The following is a 16,748-nucleotide window of genomic DNA, read 5'->3' as shown; positions in this document are numbered from 1 at the left end:
CGCGGTGACGCAGTAGTTTTGAACACCGTTTTTTCATCAGGATGCGCTTATGAGTACTCAAGCCCGCGTTGCCGATTATCCGATCCACCCGCAATTCACCGAGCGCTGGTCGCCGCGTGCGTTTACCGGGGAAAGCATCCCGGAAGAAACCCTGCTGAGCTTCTTTGAGGCGGCGCGCTGGGCACCTTCGGCCTACAACTCGCAGCCTTGGCGGTTTCTCTACGCCCGTCGCGATACGCCGGATTGGCAGCGGTTCCTGGGCTTGCTGAACGAATTCAACCGGGGCTGGGCGCAACATGCGTCAGCGTTGGTGATCGTGGTCTCGAAAACCGACTTCACCGTGCCGGGCGCCACTGAAGAAACCCCGGCGCTGTGGCACACCTTTGACACCGGCTCAGCCTGGGGCCACCTGGCGCTGCAAGCCAGCATCAGCGGCTGGCACACCCATGGCATGGCTGGCTTCGATCAGGAACTGACCCGCCGGGAACTGAAAATCCCCGAGGGCTATGCCCTGCACGCGGCAGTCGCCGTGGGCAAGCTGGGCGACAAGTCGACCCTGGCCGACTACCTGCAAGCCCGGGAAGCCCCAAGCCCGCGCCGGCCGTTGAACGAGTTGGTAGCGGCAGGTGATTTCAGCCTGTAACACATGGCAGGCGCTGGTTTGCCAGCGCCTGCCGGGTCAATAACCGCGCTCGAAGCTCACTTCGCCCCGCAGCGAATCCTTGGCCTGGTACGCCCGCAGGTTCTCGACAAACAGCGCCACCATGCGCCGCGGGCACGTCGGCGCCGAGCTATGGCCGGTCAACAGCAAGCCCCAGGCCGTCCAGAACGGATGACGCTGGGGCAGTGGCTCCTGGCGGCAAACGTCGATGACCGCACCGGCCAGGTGCCCTTCCTTCAGGGCCTCGACCAGATCGGCATCCACCACCGCCACGCCCCGGCCGACGTTGATAAACAGGCCGGTGGGCTTGAACTGCTTGAACAGCGCCGCATCGTACAGGTCGTGGGTGTTCGGCGTGTTGGGCAGCAGGTTGACCACATAGTCCACCTCGCCCACCAGGCGGCCCAGTTGATCCGGCCCGGCCACCTCGATAAACGGGGCCTGCTCCCGGGCCTCGCTGGCAATGCCATACAACTCCACGCCAAAGGGCAGCAGGAACTGCGCCACGCTCTGGCCGATATCGCCGGTGCCGACGATCAGCACCTTGCGCCCCGCCAGGCTCTGGCCCATGCGGTTGTCCCACTTGCGCTCGACCTGGCTGACCAGGCGCGCCAGCACCTCACGCTCGTGACCAAGCAGGTAGGTGAGCACGTACTCGGCCATCACCTGGCCGAAAATGCCAACGGCACGGGTCAATCGATAATCCCGTGGCAAGCCATCGGCCAACAGCGGCGTGATGCCGGCCCAGGTCGATTGCAGCCATTGCGGGTGATGGCCCTGGCGCAGCAGGGTTGCCAGCAGGTCCGGCTGGCCCAGCCACACCGGGCAATCGGCGGCCAGGCGCGACAATTGGGCCGAGTCGCCACTGGTCAGGACTTCAAGATCCGGCGCTGCTTCGCGCAGCAGCCGGGCATACAGCGGGTGGTCCTGTTCTGCAATCAGAACGCGCATGGTTCAAACCTTTCAAAAACAGTGCAGGCAGCCACCGCCAGCACACTGACTGCAGGGCTCGGGGCTCGCCAGGTCATTCGATTCAAACGTGCCCCGAACGGGACACGGGTCGATCACATCGGGTCGTTACGGCGCAGCAGCTCTTCGGGCAAGTGTTCGATGTACTCGTCGTCCGGCGGTGGCATTTGCAGGTGGTAGCCCTGCTTTTGCAGGTTGGCCAGGACCGCCACGATATCTTCCTGCTGCAGCTTGCGCTCCGGCGTCAGCACCAGGTTGAACGCGTGCACTGGCTTGCCGAATACCGTCAGCAGGCCTTCGGGCACGCGCTCCAGGGCATCGCTCTTGAGCACGTAGAGGTACATGCCGGCGCGTTTCGGGCTGCGGTAGATGGAACAAATATGTTTCAAGGCTGTTCTCCGGCAGTGGCCAGGCTGTCCAGCAGCGCCTGGCCCATCAGCTCGCGGCGCCAGCCACGCAGCGAGTCAGGCAATTGGTAAGGCCCATCGGGGTAGCCACTCTTGACCAGCGCCTCGAGGGTTTTCTTGCGCAGCATCAGCTCCGGGGCCATGTCCAGGCGTTCGGCGAAGGTCTGGCCCAGGGCGCGCAGTTGCTTGATCAGCACCGCAGCATCCACCGGCAACGGCTCAGGCACGGCCGGTGGCCATTGGTCCATCGGCACGCTGGCGGCACGCTTGATCAGGCCCAGCAGGAACTCGCCATCCTGGCGCACGGTGCGTGGGTGCATGTCTTCGATCTTGCCCAGGGCCGCGAGGGTATCCGGCTGGGACTTGGCCAGGGGCCATAACGAGTGTTCACGCAGGATACGGTTGCGCGGCAGGTCGCGGGCGCGGGCCTGCTGTTCGCGCCAGGCGCACAGTTCACGCAACACGGCGAGCTGGGCACGGGACAGTTTCCAGGCCAGCTTGGCGTCGCGGTAGACCTCATAGGGGTCGATCTCGCGGCGCAGGTTGGCCACCAGTTCGGCGCCATCTTCCAGGACCCAGGCGTATTTTTCGTCGGACAGTCGCGGGCGCAGCCGTGTGTAGACCTGCGCCAGGTGCACCGCGTCTTCGGCGGCATAACTGACCTGGGTCTCGGACAATGGCCGCTGCAGCCAGTCCGAACGGGTCTCGCCCTTGGGCAGCTCGATGTCGAGCACCGCTTGCACCAGGCGCGAGTAGCCCATGGAGAAGCCGAGGTTCAGGTAGGCAGCCGCCAGTTGGGTATCGAACAACGGCACCGGCAGGCTGCCGGTCAGGCGCAGCAACACTTCCAGGTCTTCGCTGCAGGCATGCACCACCTTGATCACCGCCGGGTTTTCCAGCAGGGCGGCCAGGGGTTGCCAGTTATCGATGGTCAGGGGATCGATCAGATAAGCGCGTACACCATCCCCGATCTGGATCAACCCGGCGATGGGATAGAAGGTATCGACCCGCATGAATTCGGTGTCGAGGGCGACGAATGGCAACTGCTGCCATTCGGCGCAATGCTGGCCGAGGCTATCGTTGTCGCAGATCCAGTGAATATCGATGGCCACACGGCTCTCCCTTGAAGAATGGCGCGCAGTATATATCGCCAGAGGGGCTTTCGAGCACCCGCAGTGTGCCAGCCATCATGAAAACTCTGACAGGAGACGAAGAAAAACCCGACCGTTGAGGGTTATCCTCGTTTACGCAGCACATAAACCCGCCACAAGGCCGAGCCGGGCATGAACTCTTGCTGGTTAAGCACCGTGAAGCCCGCCTGGCGGAACTCCGCTTCCACCTCGATGCGATGGGAGCGCAAGGGTTGCCCCGTGCCTGGCGGTTGGCGTTCACGGTGGCGGCTGTCGTTGTTCACCGAGACAATCACGGTGTCGCGGCTGACCCGGTGAAACTCACGCAGCAGCGCCAACCGCGCGTCGGCCGTAGGCACGTGGCGATACAGCTCCAGGCAAAAAATGCAGTCCACCGCGTTGGCCGACAGGCCGATGGAAAAGGCCGAGCCCTGGAACGTCTTGATTCGCCGCAAAAATACCGCGCCATGGTGGCTCTGGGCATGGTCAAGCATGGCCTGGGACGGGTCCGAGGCCAGGATCACCCGGTTACTGTGCTCGGCCAGCACCGGCCAGAAACGCCCGGCCCCACAGGCCAGGTCCAGCACCAGCCCGGGCTCCCCCGCCACTTTCAGGGCGTGGCGCACCAGACGCTCATCGCGCCATAACCATAAGCGGCGCAGCAACGTTGGCGGACGCGGATCGCCGCAGACCCGAGCGTGGTCACGATCACAGCACGCGGCGAATTCAGCCTCGATGGACGATGGGGGTTGTGACGACATCACGGGACTCATGTAGATGAACCGGTCTCTACGGACACTGGATCTTCAGCTTAACCACCCTCGCGTGAAAAAAAGGTTGAAAGCGCCACGGCCCGTCATCACGCCTGGTGCAGGTACCAGCGCCAGTCCTGCTCGCCCACTTCGCCCATGAACTGCCGGTACTCGGCCCGCTTGACCGCCAGGTACACATCAAGGAACGCCTGGCCGAACGCCTCCCGCGCCCAGGCCGAAGCTTCCAATGCGCGCAAGGTGGTCAGCCAGTCGGTGGGCAGCAGTTCCTTGGCCTGGGCGTAACCGTTGCCCGTGACCGGCGCGCCGGGATCGCGCTGCTCGCGAATGCCGCGGTGAATCCCCGCCAGAATGGCTGCCGCCGCCAGGTAGGGGTTGGCATCGGCGCCGCAGATGCGGTGTTCGATGTGCCGCGAAAACGCCGGGCCGCCCGGCACACGCAGGCTCACCGTGCGGTTGTCGACCCCCCAGGTGGCCGCCAGCGGCGCATAGCTGTTGCTCTGGAAGCGGCGGTAGGAGTTGGCGTTGGGACAGAACAGCAGCAAGGAGTCGAGCAAGGTGCTGAGCATGCCGCCGACCGCCTGGCGCAGCAGCGGCGTACCGTCGGCCGCCTCACTGGCAAACAGGTTGTTGCCGTCTGCGTCCGCCAGGCTGACGTGCATATGCATGCCGGTGCCAGCCAGGTCATCGAACGGCTTGGCCATGAAACAGGCCGTCATCCCGTGTTTATGGGCCACGCCCTTGACCAGGCGCTTGTAGCGCACCGCCTCGTCCATCGCCTGCAAGGCATCGCTGCGATGCTCCAGGGTGATCTCGACCTGGCCCGGGGCGTATTCGGAAATCGCCGTGCGGGCGGGGATGCCCTGCAATTTGCAGGCGCTGTACAGGTCGGCCAAAAACGGTTCGATCTGCTCCAACTCCCGCAGGCCATAGACCTGGGTCGAGCGCGGGCGACCGCCATCTATATCCCGCGCCGGTTGTGGGCGGCCATTGCTGTCGGGTTTCTGGTCCAGCAGGTAGAACTCCAGTTCCGCCGCCATCACCGGGTAATAACCGTCGGCCTTGAGCCCGTCGATGACCTTGGCCAACAAGTGCCGAGGGTCGGCCACCGTCGCCGGCAGGCCTTCCTCGGGGTGCATGCTGACCTGCACCGCCGCCGTCGGGATCAACCGCCACGGCATGCGCTGCAAACTGCCGCTGATCGGGTAGGCGCGGCAGTCGATATCCCCCACCTCCCACACCAGGCCGGAGTTTTCCACATCGTCGCCATTGAGGGTCAGGCCCAGGATGGTACTGGGCAGCGGCCGGCCGCTTTCGTAGACCGCCAGCAGTTCATCACGGTGCAGCAGCTTGCCGCGGGGCACGCCGTTGCTGTCGAGGATAAACAGCTCGAACATCTCGATATCGGGGTTGTGCTCAAGAAAGGACTGGGCTTCGTGCAGGCTAGCAAATACGTGACTCATGGCAACTCTCTTACGTTTGCGTCAGGCAGGCGCGCGCGACGGCGCACCCGTAATGGGGGCAATCAGCGTAAGGGAGAGGTATCCGGCGGGCGCGCATGGCGGCAGTGCCACAGCGCCCAAAAGGCTAGTTCCGAAGGCAACGCATCAACACCCAGCCGACACACCGGGCGGCTAGGCACGATGGCGCCAGGCAAGGCCTCGGGGTGAGTGTCGGGGGAACCGTCCATGCAGGGATCACAGTCAAGAGATGCGCGCCAGCGTCACACGGCGGGTCAAGCCATTAAATTCAGTCTTGATGGAGTGCAGTTTCAGGATGACTAAACATTCGCCACCCATTCGCCAGCTCGACAAACGCCCGGCATGCCGCGCTGCGATAAGCCCCCTTGCGACTGAGCAAAGCCACCGTGCGCTGCGGCAATGGCGGGCGCAATTGCACCGCGTGCAAGCCCTGCTGGGCCATGGCCACTTCACGGGGCAGGATCGTTGCCAGTTGGGTATGGCGAATAATCTCGATCACCGCACTGATCGAATTGGCCTCCATGGCAATCTGCGGTTTCATCTCCACCAGGCGGCAATAGTCATCGATGTAACGACGTGTCACAAATTCGCTGTTCAACAGCACCAGGGGTTGCTGCTTGAAGTCCGCCAGCGTGAGCCACTGTTTGCGGTGCAAGGTGGCATGACTGGCGCTGGCCACCAGGCTCAACTCCTCGACAAACACCTCTTGGCATTCGATATCTGGCACGTGTTCGCCGCTAAAACCAATGCCGATATCCACCAGGTCCTCGGTCAGCGCGCACTCAAGACGATCCTGGGTCATCTCCTCGACGCTGACGCTAATTCCCGGATACAGGCCATAGAACTGTGCCAGCAGCGGCCCGATCAGATACGCGGTGAAGGTCGGGGTCATGGCCAGGCGCAAATTGCCGCGGCTCAGGTCTTGTACGTCATGCATGGCCCGGGTGCCCGCCTGCAAATCCTGCAAGGCCAGGCGCGCGAAGCGCACATAGGCCTGGCCCGCGTCGGTCAGGTTGACGCTACGCCCAGAGCGATCCAGCAACGGTGCCCCCAGGCGCTCTTCCAGTTGCTTGATCTGTTGCGACAATGTCGGCTGCGATACATGCAACGCCTCGGCGGCCCGCGTGAAGTTACGGTGCTCGGCAACGGCCAGCAGGTAACGGATATGACGTAGCAGCATGTAAAACGCTCCAGCTATAGGCACTACTTATAGAAACCATAATAAGCCGGTCTTGGACGCTATAGCCAAACACTTCCATCCTTGCCCCCATCAGCGACGCAAGGAGAAACACCATGCAGCATCTCATCGACGGCTTTCGCAAGTTCCAGGGCGAAGCCTTCAGCCAGCGCAGTGACCTGTTCAAGCAACTGGCGACCACGCAAAACCCCGGCACGCTGTTTGTTTCCTGTTCCGACAGCCGTGTAGTCCCGGAGCTGTTGACCCAGCAGGAGCCTGGCGATCTGTTTGTGATCCGCAACGCCGGCAATATCGTGCCCTCCTACGGCCCGGAGCCGGGTGGGGTCTCGGCCACGGTCGAATATGCCGTAGCGGTACTGGGTGTGCGCGATATCGTGATTTGCGGCCACTCCGACTGCGGCGCCATGACCGCTATCGCCACCTGCAAATGCCTGGATCACTTGCCCGCCGTGGCCAACTGGCTGCGTCATGCCGAGTCGGCCAAGGTGATCAACGCCGCCCGTACCCATGCCTCGGATGCGAAGCGCCTGGACGACCTGGTACGGGAAAACGTGGTCGCACAATTGGCCAACCTCAAGACCCACCCCAGCGTCGCCCTGGCGCTGGAACAGGGCCGGCTGAACCTGCATGGCTGGGTCTACGATATCGAAAGTGGTTGTATCAACGCCCTGGATGGCCGCACCGCTCGCTTTATATCCCTGCTGGACAACCCACAGACCCGCGCGCACGCCGCCTGAAGCTTATTAACCGAAGAGGAAACCATCATGCTGCAATCCCAATTGAGCCAAACCCCACGCCTGGCCCTGGCCGACACCGTGATTGATCTCAAGGCCCGCAAGGACCTGTCCTGGCAGGATCTTGCCGACGGCACCGGCCTGAGCCTGGCGTTCGTCACCGCCGCCCTGCTTGGGCAACACCCGCTGCCCAAGGAGGCCGCCGATGTGGTGTGCAACAAACTGGGCCTGGACGCGGACGCCAGCCGCCTGCTGCAAAGCGTGCCTCTGCGTGGCAGCATCCCCGGTGGCATTCCGACGGACCCGACCGTGTACCGGTTCTATGAAATGCTGCAGGTCTATGGTTCAACCCTCAAAGCCCTGGTCCACGAGCAGTTCGGCGACGGCATCATCAGCGCCATCAACTTCAAGCTGGACATCAAGAAGGTCGAAGACCCGGACGGCGGTTCCCGTGCGGTGATAACCCTGGACGGTAAATACCTGCCAACCAAGCCGTTCTAACCCGCCGACAACCGTCTACGCTCTTGGGACTTGCACAAGAACGAGGAACGGGTCAATGAAGGCAATGCTCCAAGCCACCTGGCTGCTGCTGATATTGGGTTTCAGCCAGGTGCACGCTGCACCCTCCCAGGAACAGGACGCCAAAGCAGCCGTAGCCTTGCTGGAAAAGGCCCTGGCTTATTACCACGACAACGGTGACAAAGCCTTCGCCGCCTTCAGCCGCCAGGGCGAGTTTGTCGACAAGGACCGCTATGTGTTCGTGGTCGATACCAAGGGCGTGCTGCTGGCCAGTGGCGGTCCTTCATCGGCGCTGATCGGGCGCGATGTATCCGAAGTGCTCGGGCCAGACCTGCGCCAGTCCTTCAAGGACGCGCTGAAGATCCCGGAAGGCAATGGCATCCAGCAGGCCGAATACCACTGGCAGAACTGGAACGACGGCAAGGTGGAACGCAAACATGTGTTCTACCAGCGTATCGGCCAGCGCATCCTGGCCGTCGGCTATTACCTGCCCCGGGCCACGCCCGAACAGGCCAAGGCCCTGCGCGACAAGGCGGTCAAGGCACTGGAGAAAAACGCAGCCGCCACCTTGAAGGCAATCAATGCGCTGCAAGGCGGATTTTTGCAGGACGACCTGTATGTGTTTGTGGTCGACCTGGAGACCGGACGCTATGTGGCCCACGGCACCAACCTGCGCCTGGTCAACACCGACTTCGCCAAGGTCAAGGACCCGGACGGCAAGCCTGTGGGTGAGCCGATCCTGCAATTGATGAAGGAGCAGGGTCAGGGGGAATATGAATACCGCTGGAAAAACCCGGTGACCGACAAGGTGGAAAACAAGCATGCCTATCTGCGCAAGAGTGGGCATTTTCTGGTGGCGGTGGGTTACTACAGCCCTTGAGCCACTTGGCTGAGGCCGGACCCTATCGTCCGGCTATCGCGCCCGGTCCTCACGCCCCCGCAGCAGTTGATTGGGCATGACAATCGCCGCCGCCAGCCCCAGCAACGACACTGCCGCGCTGACCATCAACAAATGCTGGAAGGTGCTCAGCAACGCTGCGCGCAAGGCATCCTGCGCCGGGCCCGGGGCCGCGTTGAGGCCATCGAGCAGAACATTGCCGGAGCTGCCTTCAGCCATCATCGAGCCGCTGGCCAGATGGGCAAAGCTCGAATCCTGCAACAACGCCAACAGCAAGGCCGACATACAGGCCACGCCGACCGCGCCCCCCAGTGAGCGGAACAGGTTGGTGGTGCTGGTGGCGACGCCGATATCGTGTTGCGCCACCGAGTTTTGCGTGCCCACCAGGGACGTCGGGAACTGCATGCCAGACGCAATGCCACTGAGCACCATGAACAGGCTGCTGAGGATCAGCGACTGGGGTGCACTGAAGGCCATGCCAAGGATCGCTATCGGCATAAGCAGCGCCCCGGTCAGGATCATCGGTTTATAGCGGCCGGTCACGGAGGTCATGCGTCCGGCAAAGAACGCGCCCATGGGCAAGCCTATCGCCAGCGGCAGCAGGTGCAGGGCGGCGCTGTCGGCACCGGCGCCGGTGACGCTCTGGTAACGCAGGGGCATCAGCACGACCAGCGAGATGGCCTGGAAACTGGTGAAGAAAATCGTGCACCAGCACAGCACCGCATTGCGGTTGGCGAACAGGTGCATGGGCAACAACGGCTCCCGCGCCCGACGCTCGTGCCAGACAAACACCGTCAATGCCAGCAGGGCACATGCCAACAGGCCCAGGACTGGCTTATCGCGCCAATGATGGCCCTGGCCGATTTCAGTGATGCCCAGCAATAGCGCGGTCAGGCCGATGATCATCAGCACTGTGCCCAGGTAATCGATGATCGGCTTGCGCTGCGGCACCGGCAGCCCCACCAGTGTGCGATGGGCCACCCACCAGGCGCCCGCGCCCAAGGGCAGATTGATCAGAAAGACCCAGCGCCACGACAGGTATTGGGTCATATAGCCGCCCAACACCGGCCCGGCCACACTGGCGACCGCGTACATGCTGCTGAAGTAACCCTGGTAACGCCCACGCTCGCGGGGCGGGATAATGTCGCCGATGATCGCCTGGCTCACGGAAATCATCCCGCCTGCGCCGATGCCCTGGAGGATGCGCGCCAACACCAGGTGTTCCATGCTTTGCGCCAGGCCACAAAACAGCGAGGCGACGGTGAACAGGCCCATGCCGATCAACATCATGGGCCGGCGCCCATACAGGTCGCCAAGCTTGCCGTAGATCGGCACCGCCACGGTCATCGCCACCATATAGCCGGAGATAACCCAGGCCAGTCGGTTGACGTCGTTGAACTGCGCGGAAATAGCCGGCATCGACACGGCCACAATGGTCTGGTCCAGCGCGCCGAGGAAAATCGCCAGCATCAGCGCGGCCAGGATACTGCGTACGGCAGGAGTGGTCTGGGTCACAACAGAACCTGTAGGCAAGGCCCACGGGAAAAGAGCCCCGTGGCAATGCCCGACAGCTTACTCGATAGCCCGCTATTGGATAGCCTCGTAAGGAAGTCCGACGTAATTTTCTGCAATAGTTTTGCGCCCCGCCTCAGACTCGACAAAATACTCCAGCTCGCTCTGGGCAATGCGCTGGCTGAAGCCATCGGCCTCGGGAAACGGGTGCAACATCGAGGTCATCCACCAGGAAAACCGCTCGGCCTTCCAGACCCGCCGCAGGCAGATCTGTGAGTATTGCTCCAGCAACTCCACGCGCCCTTCCCGGTACACCTTGCGCAAGATAGTGAACAAGGTGCTGACATCGCTGGCCGCCAGGTTCAGGCCCTTGGCACCGGTAGGTGGCACGATATGGGCGGCGTCCCCCAGCAGGAACAGGCGCCCGTACTGCATCGGCTCCACCACAAAACTGCGCAGCGGGGCGATGCTTTTTTCGATCGACGGCCCGGTCACCAATTGCGCCGCCAACTCATCGGGCAGGCGCGCCTTGAGTTCATCCCAGAAGCGCTGGTCGGACCACGCATCAAGCGACTCCTCGGCCGGCACCTGCAGGTAATAACGGCTGCGGCTGGGCGAACGCATGCTGCACAGGGCAAAGCCGCGCGGGTGCTTGGCGTATACCAGCTCCCCGTGGACCGGCGGGGTGTCGGCGAGGAGGCCCAGCCAGCCGAACGGGTAGACCCGCTCGAAGGTCTGGAGCACCCCGGCGGGAATCGACTGGCGCGCCACGCCATGGAAACCGTCGCACCCGGCGATGTAGTCGCAGTCCAGGCGCACCGGCTGCCCCTGGTGCTCGAAGGTCAGCCAGGGCCGCTCGCCCTTGAGGTCGTGGGGCTGAACATTGCGCGCTTCATACAGGGTGATCGCGCCGGCCTGCGCGCGGGCGGCCATCAGGTCGCGGGTGACTTCGGTCTGGCCGTAGATCATCACGGTCTGGCCGCCGGTCAGGGCTTTCAGGTCGATATGTTGCAAGCGTCCATTCAGGGCCAGCTCGAAGCCTTCATGCACCAGGCCCTCGGCGTCCATGCGCTGGCTGACGCCCGCCTGGCGCAACAGGTCGACCATGCCCTGCTCCAGCACCCCGGCACGAATGCGCCCAAGGACATAGTCCGGGGCCTGGCGCTCAAGGATCAGGGTTTCAATCCCCGCGTTGTGCAGCAATTGACCGAGCAACAGCCCCGCAGGACCGGCGCCGATGATGGCGACTTGGGTTTTCAGGGTTTTCATTATTTTTATGGCCCGCCTGCTTCCCCCGAACGTTATCGGTGAAAGCGTTGTCATTGGATTTGGTGCTGGCATTTTTCCCTTGAGCGGCCATTACCAGAAGGTGAAAACTGAGCCAAAACCTGCGCTTTTCGCCAATTGGGGCGATTACCGAACCACTGTCCTGAGTATCGGATTGAAACCATGACCAAAAATGCCAGTCCCGCGATTCCAGTGTTCAAACTCTACGGAGAAAGCCAACAGTGGCCGACCCCGGATTTGTTGCATTGCGAGACCATCTCCCGGCGCAGCCGCGAGTACCAGTGGGAAATCCAACCCCACCGGCATGCCGACCTGTGCCAATTGCTCTATGTGTACAAGGGCCAGGCGCAACTGGAGATCGAAGGCCAGCGCACGACGCTGACCGAATCGACCCTGCAAGTGCTGCCGCCGTTATGCGTGCATGGGTTTCGGTTTGCCGAGGATGTGCAAGGGTTTGTGGTGACACTGGCCGCGCCGCTGGTGGCACATCTACAAGGTCAACTGGGCTCGGCGGTAGACGGCTTGAGCACCCTGGGCAGTTACCCGGCGGGCGAGGACAGTGACTACCTCAACAGCCTGTTCGCACGGCTGCAGGACGAATACAACGACGACCTCCCGGCCCGGGACATGATGCTGCACGCCCTGGTCAGCGTGCTGCTGGTGTGGATCAGCCGCCAGGCCATCCAGCGCCGCCATCCACGGGCGCCACGCAGCCTTGAGTATTTTCGGCGCTTCACCCAGTTGGTGGAGCAGCACTACCGTGAACACCCGAAGATCGAAGACCTGGCGCACACGCTGGGGATCTCGGTGTCGCACCTCAACGGCACCTGCCGCGAACTGGGCGGGCAGCCGGCCTTGCAGATCATGCACGACCGCCAATTGCTGGAGGCCAAGCGCCTTTTGACCTACACCAGCATGACCATCAATGAAATGTCGGACGTGTTGGGGTTCTCTGATCCGACGAACTTTTCGCGGCTGTTTCGCCGGCGCGTGGGGTTTTCACCCAAGGCGTTTCGCGAACAGCTGAATGCGGGTTGACCCCACACCCGCCTAGTCAGCGCAAGTCGCTCAGGGTCGCCGAGTAGGTGCATTGCCCATGGTTGCAGGCAGCGGCCATGCCGGGTTGCAGGCGGGCCTGTTCGGCGCGGTAGACGGCGGTGCCGTAGAGGGCCGTGGCCAAGGCACAGAGGGTGAAAATCTTCAGGTACTTTCTGGTTTTGATCGTCATGGCGGTGACCTCCGGACAGATCAAGAAGGTGCTGTCTTAAGCATAGGCCAGCCAGGAAGAGTTGCCAGTTTTGACAGGTATTCAGGCGTCTTATCAGGCCTATAACCCTGCATCCCATTGTGGCTCTGGCGGGAACCGCACGACCAAAAAATCCAAGAGGCTGCGCAACGCCTGGGGCATGTGCTTGCGCGAGGCATACACCGCGTACATGTTCATCTGCCGGGGCTCGGCCTGGGGCAGCAGGCGGATCAACTGGCCGCTGCGGATGTAGTCGCCGGCCTGATAGGTGGGCAACATCGCCACCCCGGCCCCGGCCAGGGTCACGCGCAGCAAGGTGCTGGCCTCATTGGCGCTGATATTGCCGTGCACCGGCACCGACACGGGTTCGCCGTTCTCCTCGAAATGCCACAGGCTTTTGCCAAAGTAGGAATGGGTCAGGCAGTTGTGCCCCGCCAGCTCTTCTACCCGCCGGGGTTGCGGGTGTTGCAGCAGATAGCCGGGCGATGCGCAGATCACCGAGCGGCATACGGTCAGGTGCCGCGCTATCAGGTTGGGGTCCAGGTCGTTGCTGGTGCGGATCGCCAGGTCAATGCGCTCATCCACCAGGTTCACCGTGCGGTCGAGCATTTGCAGGTCAATGGACACCAGCGGGTAGCGCTTGACGTACTCGGCCATCGCTTCGGCCAGTTGCGCCTGGCCAAACGAAGTGCTGACGCTCAGGCGCACCAGGCCCCGGGGCGCGTTGTCCGGTTCGCTGACGGCGGCCTGCATGTCGCAGGACAATTCCAGCATCTGCCGGCAGCGCGGCAGGGTTTCGCTGCCGGCGGCGGTCAGGCTGAGCTTGCGCGTGGTGCGGTGCATCAGGCGTGCGCCGACCCAGTCCTCCAGCTCCGCCAGATAGCGCGACACCACCGGGCGCGACAGGTCCAGATGATCGGCCGCCGCCGACTGGCTGCCCAGGTCGACCACCGTGACAAACACCCGCATTGCTTGAAGACGATCCATGATTTGCCCGGTTTTAGAAACAAACTATGTTCCAGCATCGCATTTTTTGCTGCGTTCAGTGCAACTAAGCTCTGTTCATCGCCTGCCAAGGCACCTCTGACCTGGACCTGCACATGCTCACCACCCTCAAGCGTTTTGTATTGGCCACCACCGTACTCGGCTTTGCCGCTCACGCCGCCGCCGCCGACCTCACCCTCGACGTGTACAACCCGGGTGAAGCGGCGATCTTCCCCGTCAGCTCGGTGCTGGTCAGCGGCGAAAAAGACGCGATCCTGGTGGACGCGCAGTTCGGCAAGGGCCAGGCCGAGCAACTGGTGCAGAAGATCCGCGCCAGCGGCAAACAGCTGACCACCATCTATATCAGCCATGGCGACCCGGATTACTACTTCGGCCTCGACACCCTGGCCCGCGCCTTCCCACAGGCCAGGATCCTCGCACCGCAGCCGGTGGTCGAGCATATCAAGGCCACCGTTGCCGGAAAAATCGCCTATTGGGGCCCGAAAATGGGCGCCGATAAACCCGCCAACACCCTTATTCCCCAAGTGCTCGAAGGCCATCACCTGACGCTTGAAGGGCAATCGCTGGAAGTCATCGGCCTGGACGGCCCGCAGCCCGATCGCAGCTTCGTCTGGATCCCATCGATCAAGGCCGTGGTCGGCGGTGTGGTGGTCTCGCAAAACATCCACCTGTGGATGGCCGACACCCAGGGCGCGCAATCCCATGCCGATTGGCTGGACACCCTGCAACGTATCGAAAAACTCAAGCCGGCCACCGTGGTCCCCGGCCACTACCTGGGCACGCCTTCGGTCAAATCCGTCGCCTTCACGGCCGACTACATCAAGGCGTTCGACCTAGAAACCGCCAAGGCCAAGGATTCCGCCGCCCTGATCGCGGCCATGCAAAAACGCTACCCGAACCTGGCCGATGAAAGCTCCCTGGAACTGAGCGCCAAAGTCGCCAAGGGCGAAATGCAGTGGTGAATTGATCCACCCCTTACCGCACTGGAGAACGTCATGAGCAAAATCGCAATTATTGGTGCCACCGGCCGTGCCGGCAGCCAACTGCTGGAAGAAGCCCTGCGTCGCGGCCACACGGTCACGGCCATCGCACGCAACACCGCAGCTCTCGCCGCGCGCCCCGGCCTGACCGTCAAACAGGCCGACGCCCTGGACGCCAATGCCCTGCAACAGGCCATCAGCGGCAGCGATGTGGTGATCAGCGCCGCGCATTTTTCCACCCTGCCCGCTGCCGCCGTGATCGGGCCGGTCAAACAGGCTGGTGTGCCGCGTCTGCTGGTGGTGGGCGGTGCGGGTTCGCTGCTGTTGCCGGGCGGTGGGCGGGTCATCGACAGCGAAGGTTTCCCTGCCCAATACAAGGCCGAAGCCAGTGCTGGCGCGGTGTTCCTTGAGACCTTGCGCCAGGAAAAGGCGCTGGACTGGACCTTCCTTTCGCCCTCGGCAGAGTTTGTCGAGACCGAGCGCACCGGCACATTCCGCCTGGGCCAGGATGACCTGTTGGTAAGCAGCGAGGGCCGCAGCTGGATCAGCTTTGCCGACTTCGCCATTGCATTGATCGATGAAGTGGACACCCCGAAGCATTCGCGCCAGCGCTTTACCGTAGGCTACTGACACCCCCCCTGCAGGAGCCGGCTTGCCGGCGCCTGCAGAGGCAGTTTTTCAATACCCCCTGCGACTTTTTCATTTGCTCCCTGCCCTGCTCAGCCGCCTAATAGCAGCCTTGTCCGCTCAAGGCCCGCCCATGGAAAACGTCCACGCCAAACCCACCACCGCCCTCTGGCTGATGATCAGCGTCGTGCTGGTGGCCCTCAACCTGCGGCCGTCCATGGCGGCGGTGGGGCCTTTGTTGTCGTCGATCCGCGGCGAGGTGCCGCTGAGTTTCAGCGCCGCGTCGTTGCTGACCATGTTGCCGGTGATGGCCATGGGCTTGGCGATGTTCTTCGGCATCGGCCTGGGCAAACGCTTTGGCGAGCATCGCAGCATCGTGCTGGCGCTGGTGCTGATTGGCCTCGCCACCCTGTCGCGGCTGTTTCTCGACTCCGCCGCCGAGTTGATCCTCAGCGCCATCGCCGCCGGCGTGAGCATTGCGCTGATCCAGGCGTTGCTGCCCGCGTTGATCAAGTCGCGCTTTAGTGACAACGTTTCGCTGTTCATGGGCCTGTACGTCACCGCGATCATGGGCGGCGCGGCATTGGCGGCGTCGTTCTCGCCGTTCATCCAGGTGCAGACCGGCAGTTGGCGCATCGGCCTGGCGATCTGGGCGGTGCTCGCCGTAGTGGCGCTGCTGTTCTGGTCCGCCCAGCGCGCGGCGTTCCCTCCCCTGCCCCAAACCGGTGCCGACGCGCAGGCGTCCTTTTTTGGCAATCGCCGCGCGTGGTTGCTGGCGATTTTCTTCGGCCTTGGTACCGCGTCCTACACCTGCGTACTGGCGTGGCTGGCGCCGTACTACGTCGAGCAAGGCTGGAGCGCACAGAATGCCGGCCTGCTGCTGGGCTTCCTGACCGCCATGGAGGTGGTCTCCGGGCTGCTCACCCCGGCCATTGCCAACCGGCGCCAGGACAAACGCAGCGTGGTTGCCGTGCTGCTGGTGCTGATCATCGCCGGCTTCTGCGGCCTGATCCTCTCCCCACAGCACCTCACCTTACTGTGGCCATGCCTGCTGGGCCTGGGCATTGGCGGGCTGTTCCCGATGAGCCTGATCCTGTCCCTCGACCATCTGGACAACCCGCGCCGCGCCGGTGGCCTGACGGCGTTCGTGCAGGGCATCGGCTACCTGATTGCCGGCATATCGCCGCTGATTGCCGGAGTGATCCGCGACCAACTGGGCAGTTTCGAGTGGGCCTGGTGGTCGCTCACCGCGGTGGTGGTGGTGATGCTGCTGATGGTCCTGCGCTTCGACCCGCGCCACTATGCACGGCATATCCGCTAGGGG

General features: G+C 63.0%; 18 protein-coding genes. 8 read left to right on the top strand and 10 right to left on the bottom strand.

What is annotated here, in order from left to right; translation table 11 throughout:
• The first annotated feature begins 49 nt into the window (after positions 1–49).
• Entirely contained in the window at positions 50–643 is a 594-nt protein-coding gene (locus AC07W7_RS06600) for a nitroreductase family protein (RefSeq protein WP_495038961.1), read from the top strand.
• 36 nt (positions 644–679) lie between these two features.
• On the opposite strand, the gene AC07W7_RS06595 is transcribed toward AC07W7_RS06600, so the two are convergent.
• The 6 genes from AC07W7_RS06595 to cynR all read right to left on the bottom strand — a co-directional run bounded on the left by AC07W7_RS06595 (position 680) and on the right by cynR (position 6,598).
• Complete coding sequence (locus AC07W7_RS06595) at positions 680–1,612, bottom strand: D-2-hydroxyacid dehydrogenase (protein WP_076962462.1); 933 nt, start codon at positions 1,610–1,612, stop codon at positions 680–682.
• Between the two features lie 113 nt (positions 1,613–1,725).
• Positions 1,726–2,019 carry a YcgL domain-containing protein gene (locus AC07W7_RS06590; protein ID WP_032863507.1) on the bottom strand — a complete coding sequence of 98 codons (294 nt, stop codon included), beginning with the start codon at positions 2,017–2,019 and terminating at the stop codon, positions 1,726–1,728.
• The gene (gene rnd / locus AC07W7_RS06585) at positions 2,016–3,149 is read right to left on the bottom strand and encodes a ribonuclease D (RefSeq protein WP_099168030.1); all 1,134 of its coding nucleotides are present in this window, start codon (positions 3,147–3,149) and stop codon (positions 2,016–2,018) included. Before rnd ends, AC07W7_RS06590 begins: the two co-directional genes overlap by 4 nt.
• 122 nt (positions 3,150–3,271) lie before the next feature.
• Positions 3,272–3,928 carry a class I SAM-dependent methyltransferase gene (locus tag AC07W7_RS06580; protein WP_076962464.1) on the bottom strand — a complete coding sequence of 219 codons (657 nt, stop codon included), beginning with the start codon at positions 3,926–3,928 and terminating at the stop codon, positions 3,272–3,274.
• Between the two features lie 98 nt (positions 3,929–4,026).
• Positions 4,027–5,400, bottom strand: a complete 1,374-nt coding sequence (locus AC07W7_RS06575; protein ID WP_076962465.1) for a glutamine synthetase family protein — start codon at positions 5,398–5,400, stop codon at positions 4,027–4,029.
• Between the two features lie 286 nt (positions 5,401–5,686).
• Positions 5,687–6,598 carry a transcriptional regulator CynR gene (gene cynR, locus AC07W7_RS06570; protein WP_495038960.1) on the bottom strand — a complete coding sequence of 304 codons (912 nt, stop codon included), beginning with the start codon at positions 6,596–6,598 and terminating at the stop codon, positions 5,687–5,689.
• Between the two features lie 113 nt (positions 6,599–6,711).
• On the opposite strand from cynR, the gene AC07W7_RS06565 reads away from it, so the two are divergent.
• Genes AC07W7_RS06565 through AC07W7_RS06555 form a run of 3 tightly spaced genes read left to right on the top strand, consistent with a single transcriptional unit; the run spans position 6,712 to position 8,749 of the window.
• On the top strand, positions 6,712–7,353 hold the full coding sequence (locus tag AC07W7_RS06565; RefSeq protein ID WP_169867043.1) for a carbonic anhydrase: 642 nt from the start codon (positions 6,712–6,714) through the stop codon (positions 7,351–7,353).
• Positions 7,354–7,380: 27 nt separating this feature from the next.
• A complete protein-coding gene (cynS, locus tag AC07W7_RS06560; protein ID WP_099168026.1) occupies positions 7,381–7,851 on the top strand; it encodes a cyanase in 471 nt (156 codons plus the stop codon).
• A gap of 55 nt (positions 7,852–7,906) precedes the next feature.
• Positions 7,907–8,749, top strand: a complete 843-nt coding sequence (locus tag AC07W7_RS06555) for a cache domain-containing protein (protein ID WP_169867045.1) — start codon at positions 7,907–7,909, stop codon at positions 8,747–8,749.
• A 33-nt stretch (positions 8,750–8,782) separates the two neighbouring features.
• Here the strand turns inward: AC07W7_RS06555 and AC07W7_RS06550 are convergent, their stop codons facing one another.
• Together AC07W7_RS06550 and pobA are read right to left on the bottom strand one after the other, a co-directional pair.
• Positions 8,783–10,282, bottom strand: a complete 1,500-nt coding sequence (locus AC07W7_RS06550) for an MDR family MFS transporter (RefSeq protein ID WP_495038959.1) — start codon at positions 10,280–10,282, stop codon at positions 8,783–8,785.
• 72 nt (positions 10,283–10,354) lie between these two features.
• Positions 10,355–11,539 carry a 4-hydroxybenzoate 3-monooxygenase gene (gene pobA, locus AC07W7_RS06545; RefSeq protein ID WP_169898398.1) on the bottom strand — a complete coding sequence of 395 codons (1,185 nt, stop codon included), beginning with the start codon at positions 11,537–11,539 and terminating at the stop codon, positions 10,355–10,357.
• 189 nt (positions 11,540–11,728) lie between these two features.
• Between pobA and AC07W7_RS06540 the strand changes: the two genes are divergently transcribed.
• Positions 11,729–12,604 (top strand): helix-turn-helix domain-containing protein, encoded by an 876-nt coding sequence (locus tag AC07W7_RS06540; protein WP_076962472.1) that lies wholly within the window; start codon positions 11,729–11,731, stop codon positions 12,602–12,604.
• Between the two features lie 16 nt (positions 12,605–12,620).
• Here AC07W7_RS06540 and AC07W7_RS06535 read toward each other — a convergent pair whose 3' ends face one another.
• Together AC07W7_RS06535 and AC07W7_RS06530 are read right to left on the bottom strand one after the other, a co-directional pair.
• On the bottom strand, positions 12,621–12,794 hold the full coding sequence (locus tag AC07W7_RS06535; protein ID WP_162843704.1) for a hypothetical protein: 174 nt from the start codon (positions 12,792–12,794) through the stop codon (positions 12,621–12,623).
• 99 nt (positions 12,795–12,893) lie between these two features.
• Positions 12,894–13,799: a LysR family transcriptional regulator gene (locus AC07W7_RS06530; protein WP_495038958.1), complete on the bottom strand. Its 906-nt coding sequence runs from the start codon at positions 13,797–13,799 to the stop codon at positions 12,894–12,896.
• Positions 13,800–13,912: 113 nt separating this feature from the next.
• Between AC07W7_RS06530 and AC07W7_RS06525 the strand changes: the two genes are divergently transcribed.
• The 3 genes from AC07W7_RS06525 to AC07W7_RS06515 all read left to right on the top strand — a co-directional run bounded on the left by AC07W7_RS06525 (position 13,913) and on the right by AC07W7_RS06515 (position 16,745).
• The gene (locus tag AC07W7_RS06525; RefSeq protein ID WP_495038957.1) at positions 13,913–14,779 is read left to right on the top strand and encodes an MBL fold metallo-hydrolase; all 867 of its coding nucleotides are present in this window, start codon (positions 13,913–13,915) and stop codon (positions 14,777–14,779) included.
• Positions 14,780–14,812: 33 nt separating this feature from the next.
• Positions 14,813–15,427 carry an NAD(P)-dependent oxidoreductase gene (locus AC07W7_RS06520; protein ID WP_169898359.1) on the top strand — a complete coding sequence of 205 codons (615 nt, stop codon included), beginning with the start codon at positions 14,813–14,815 and terminating at the stop codon, positions 15,425–15,427.
• Between the two features lie 130 nt (positions 15,428–15,557).
• Entirely contained in the window at positions 15,558–16,745 is a 1,188-nt protein-coding gene (locus AC07W7_RS06515) for a cyanate transporter (RefSeq protein WP_495038956.1), read from the top strand.
• Positions 16,746–16,748 lie beyond the last annotated feature (3 nt).

Source organism: Pseudomonas sp. GW821-FHT01D09, from assembly GCF_059422465.1.
The sequence above is the reverse complement of the archived record's forward strand: the minus strand, read 5'-3'. Positions and strand labels throughout refer to the sequence as shown.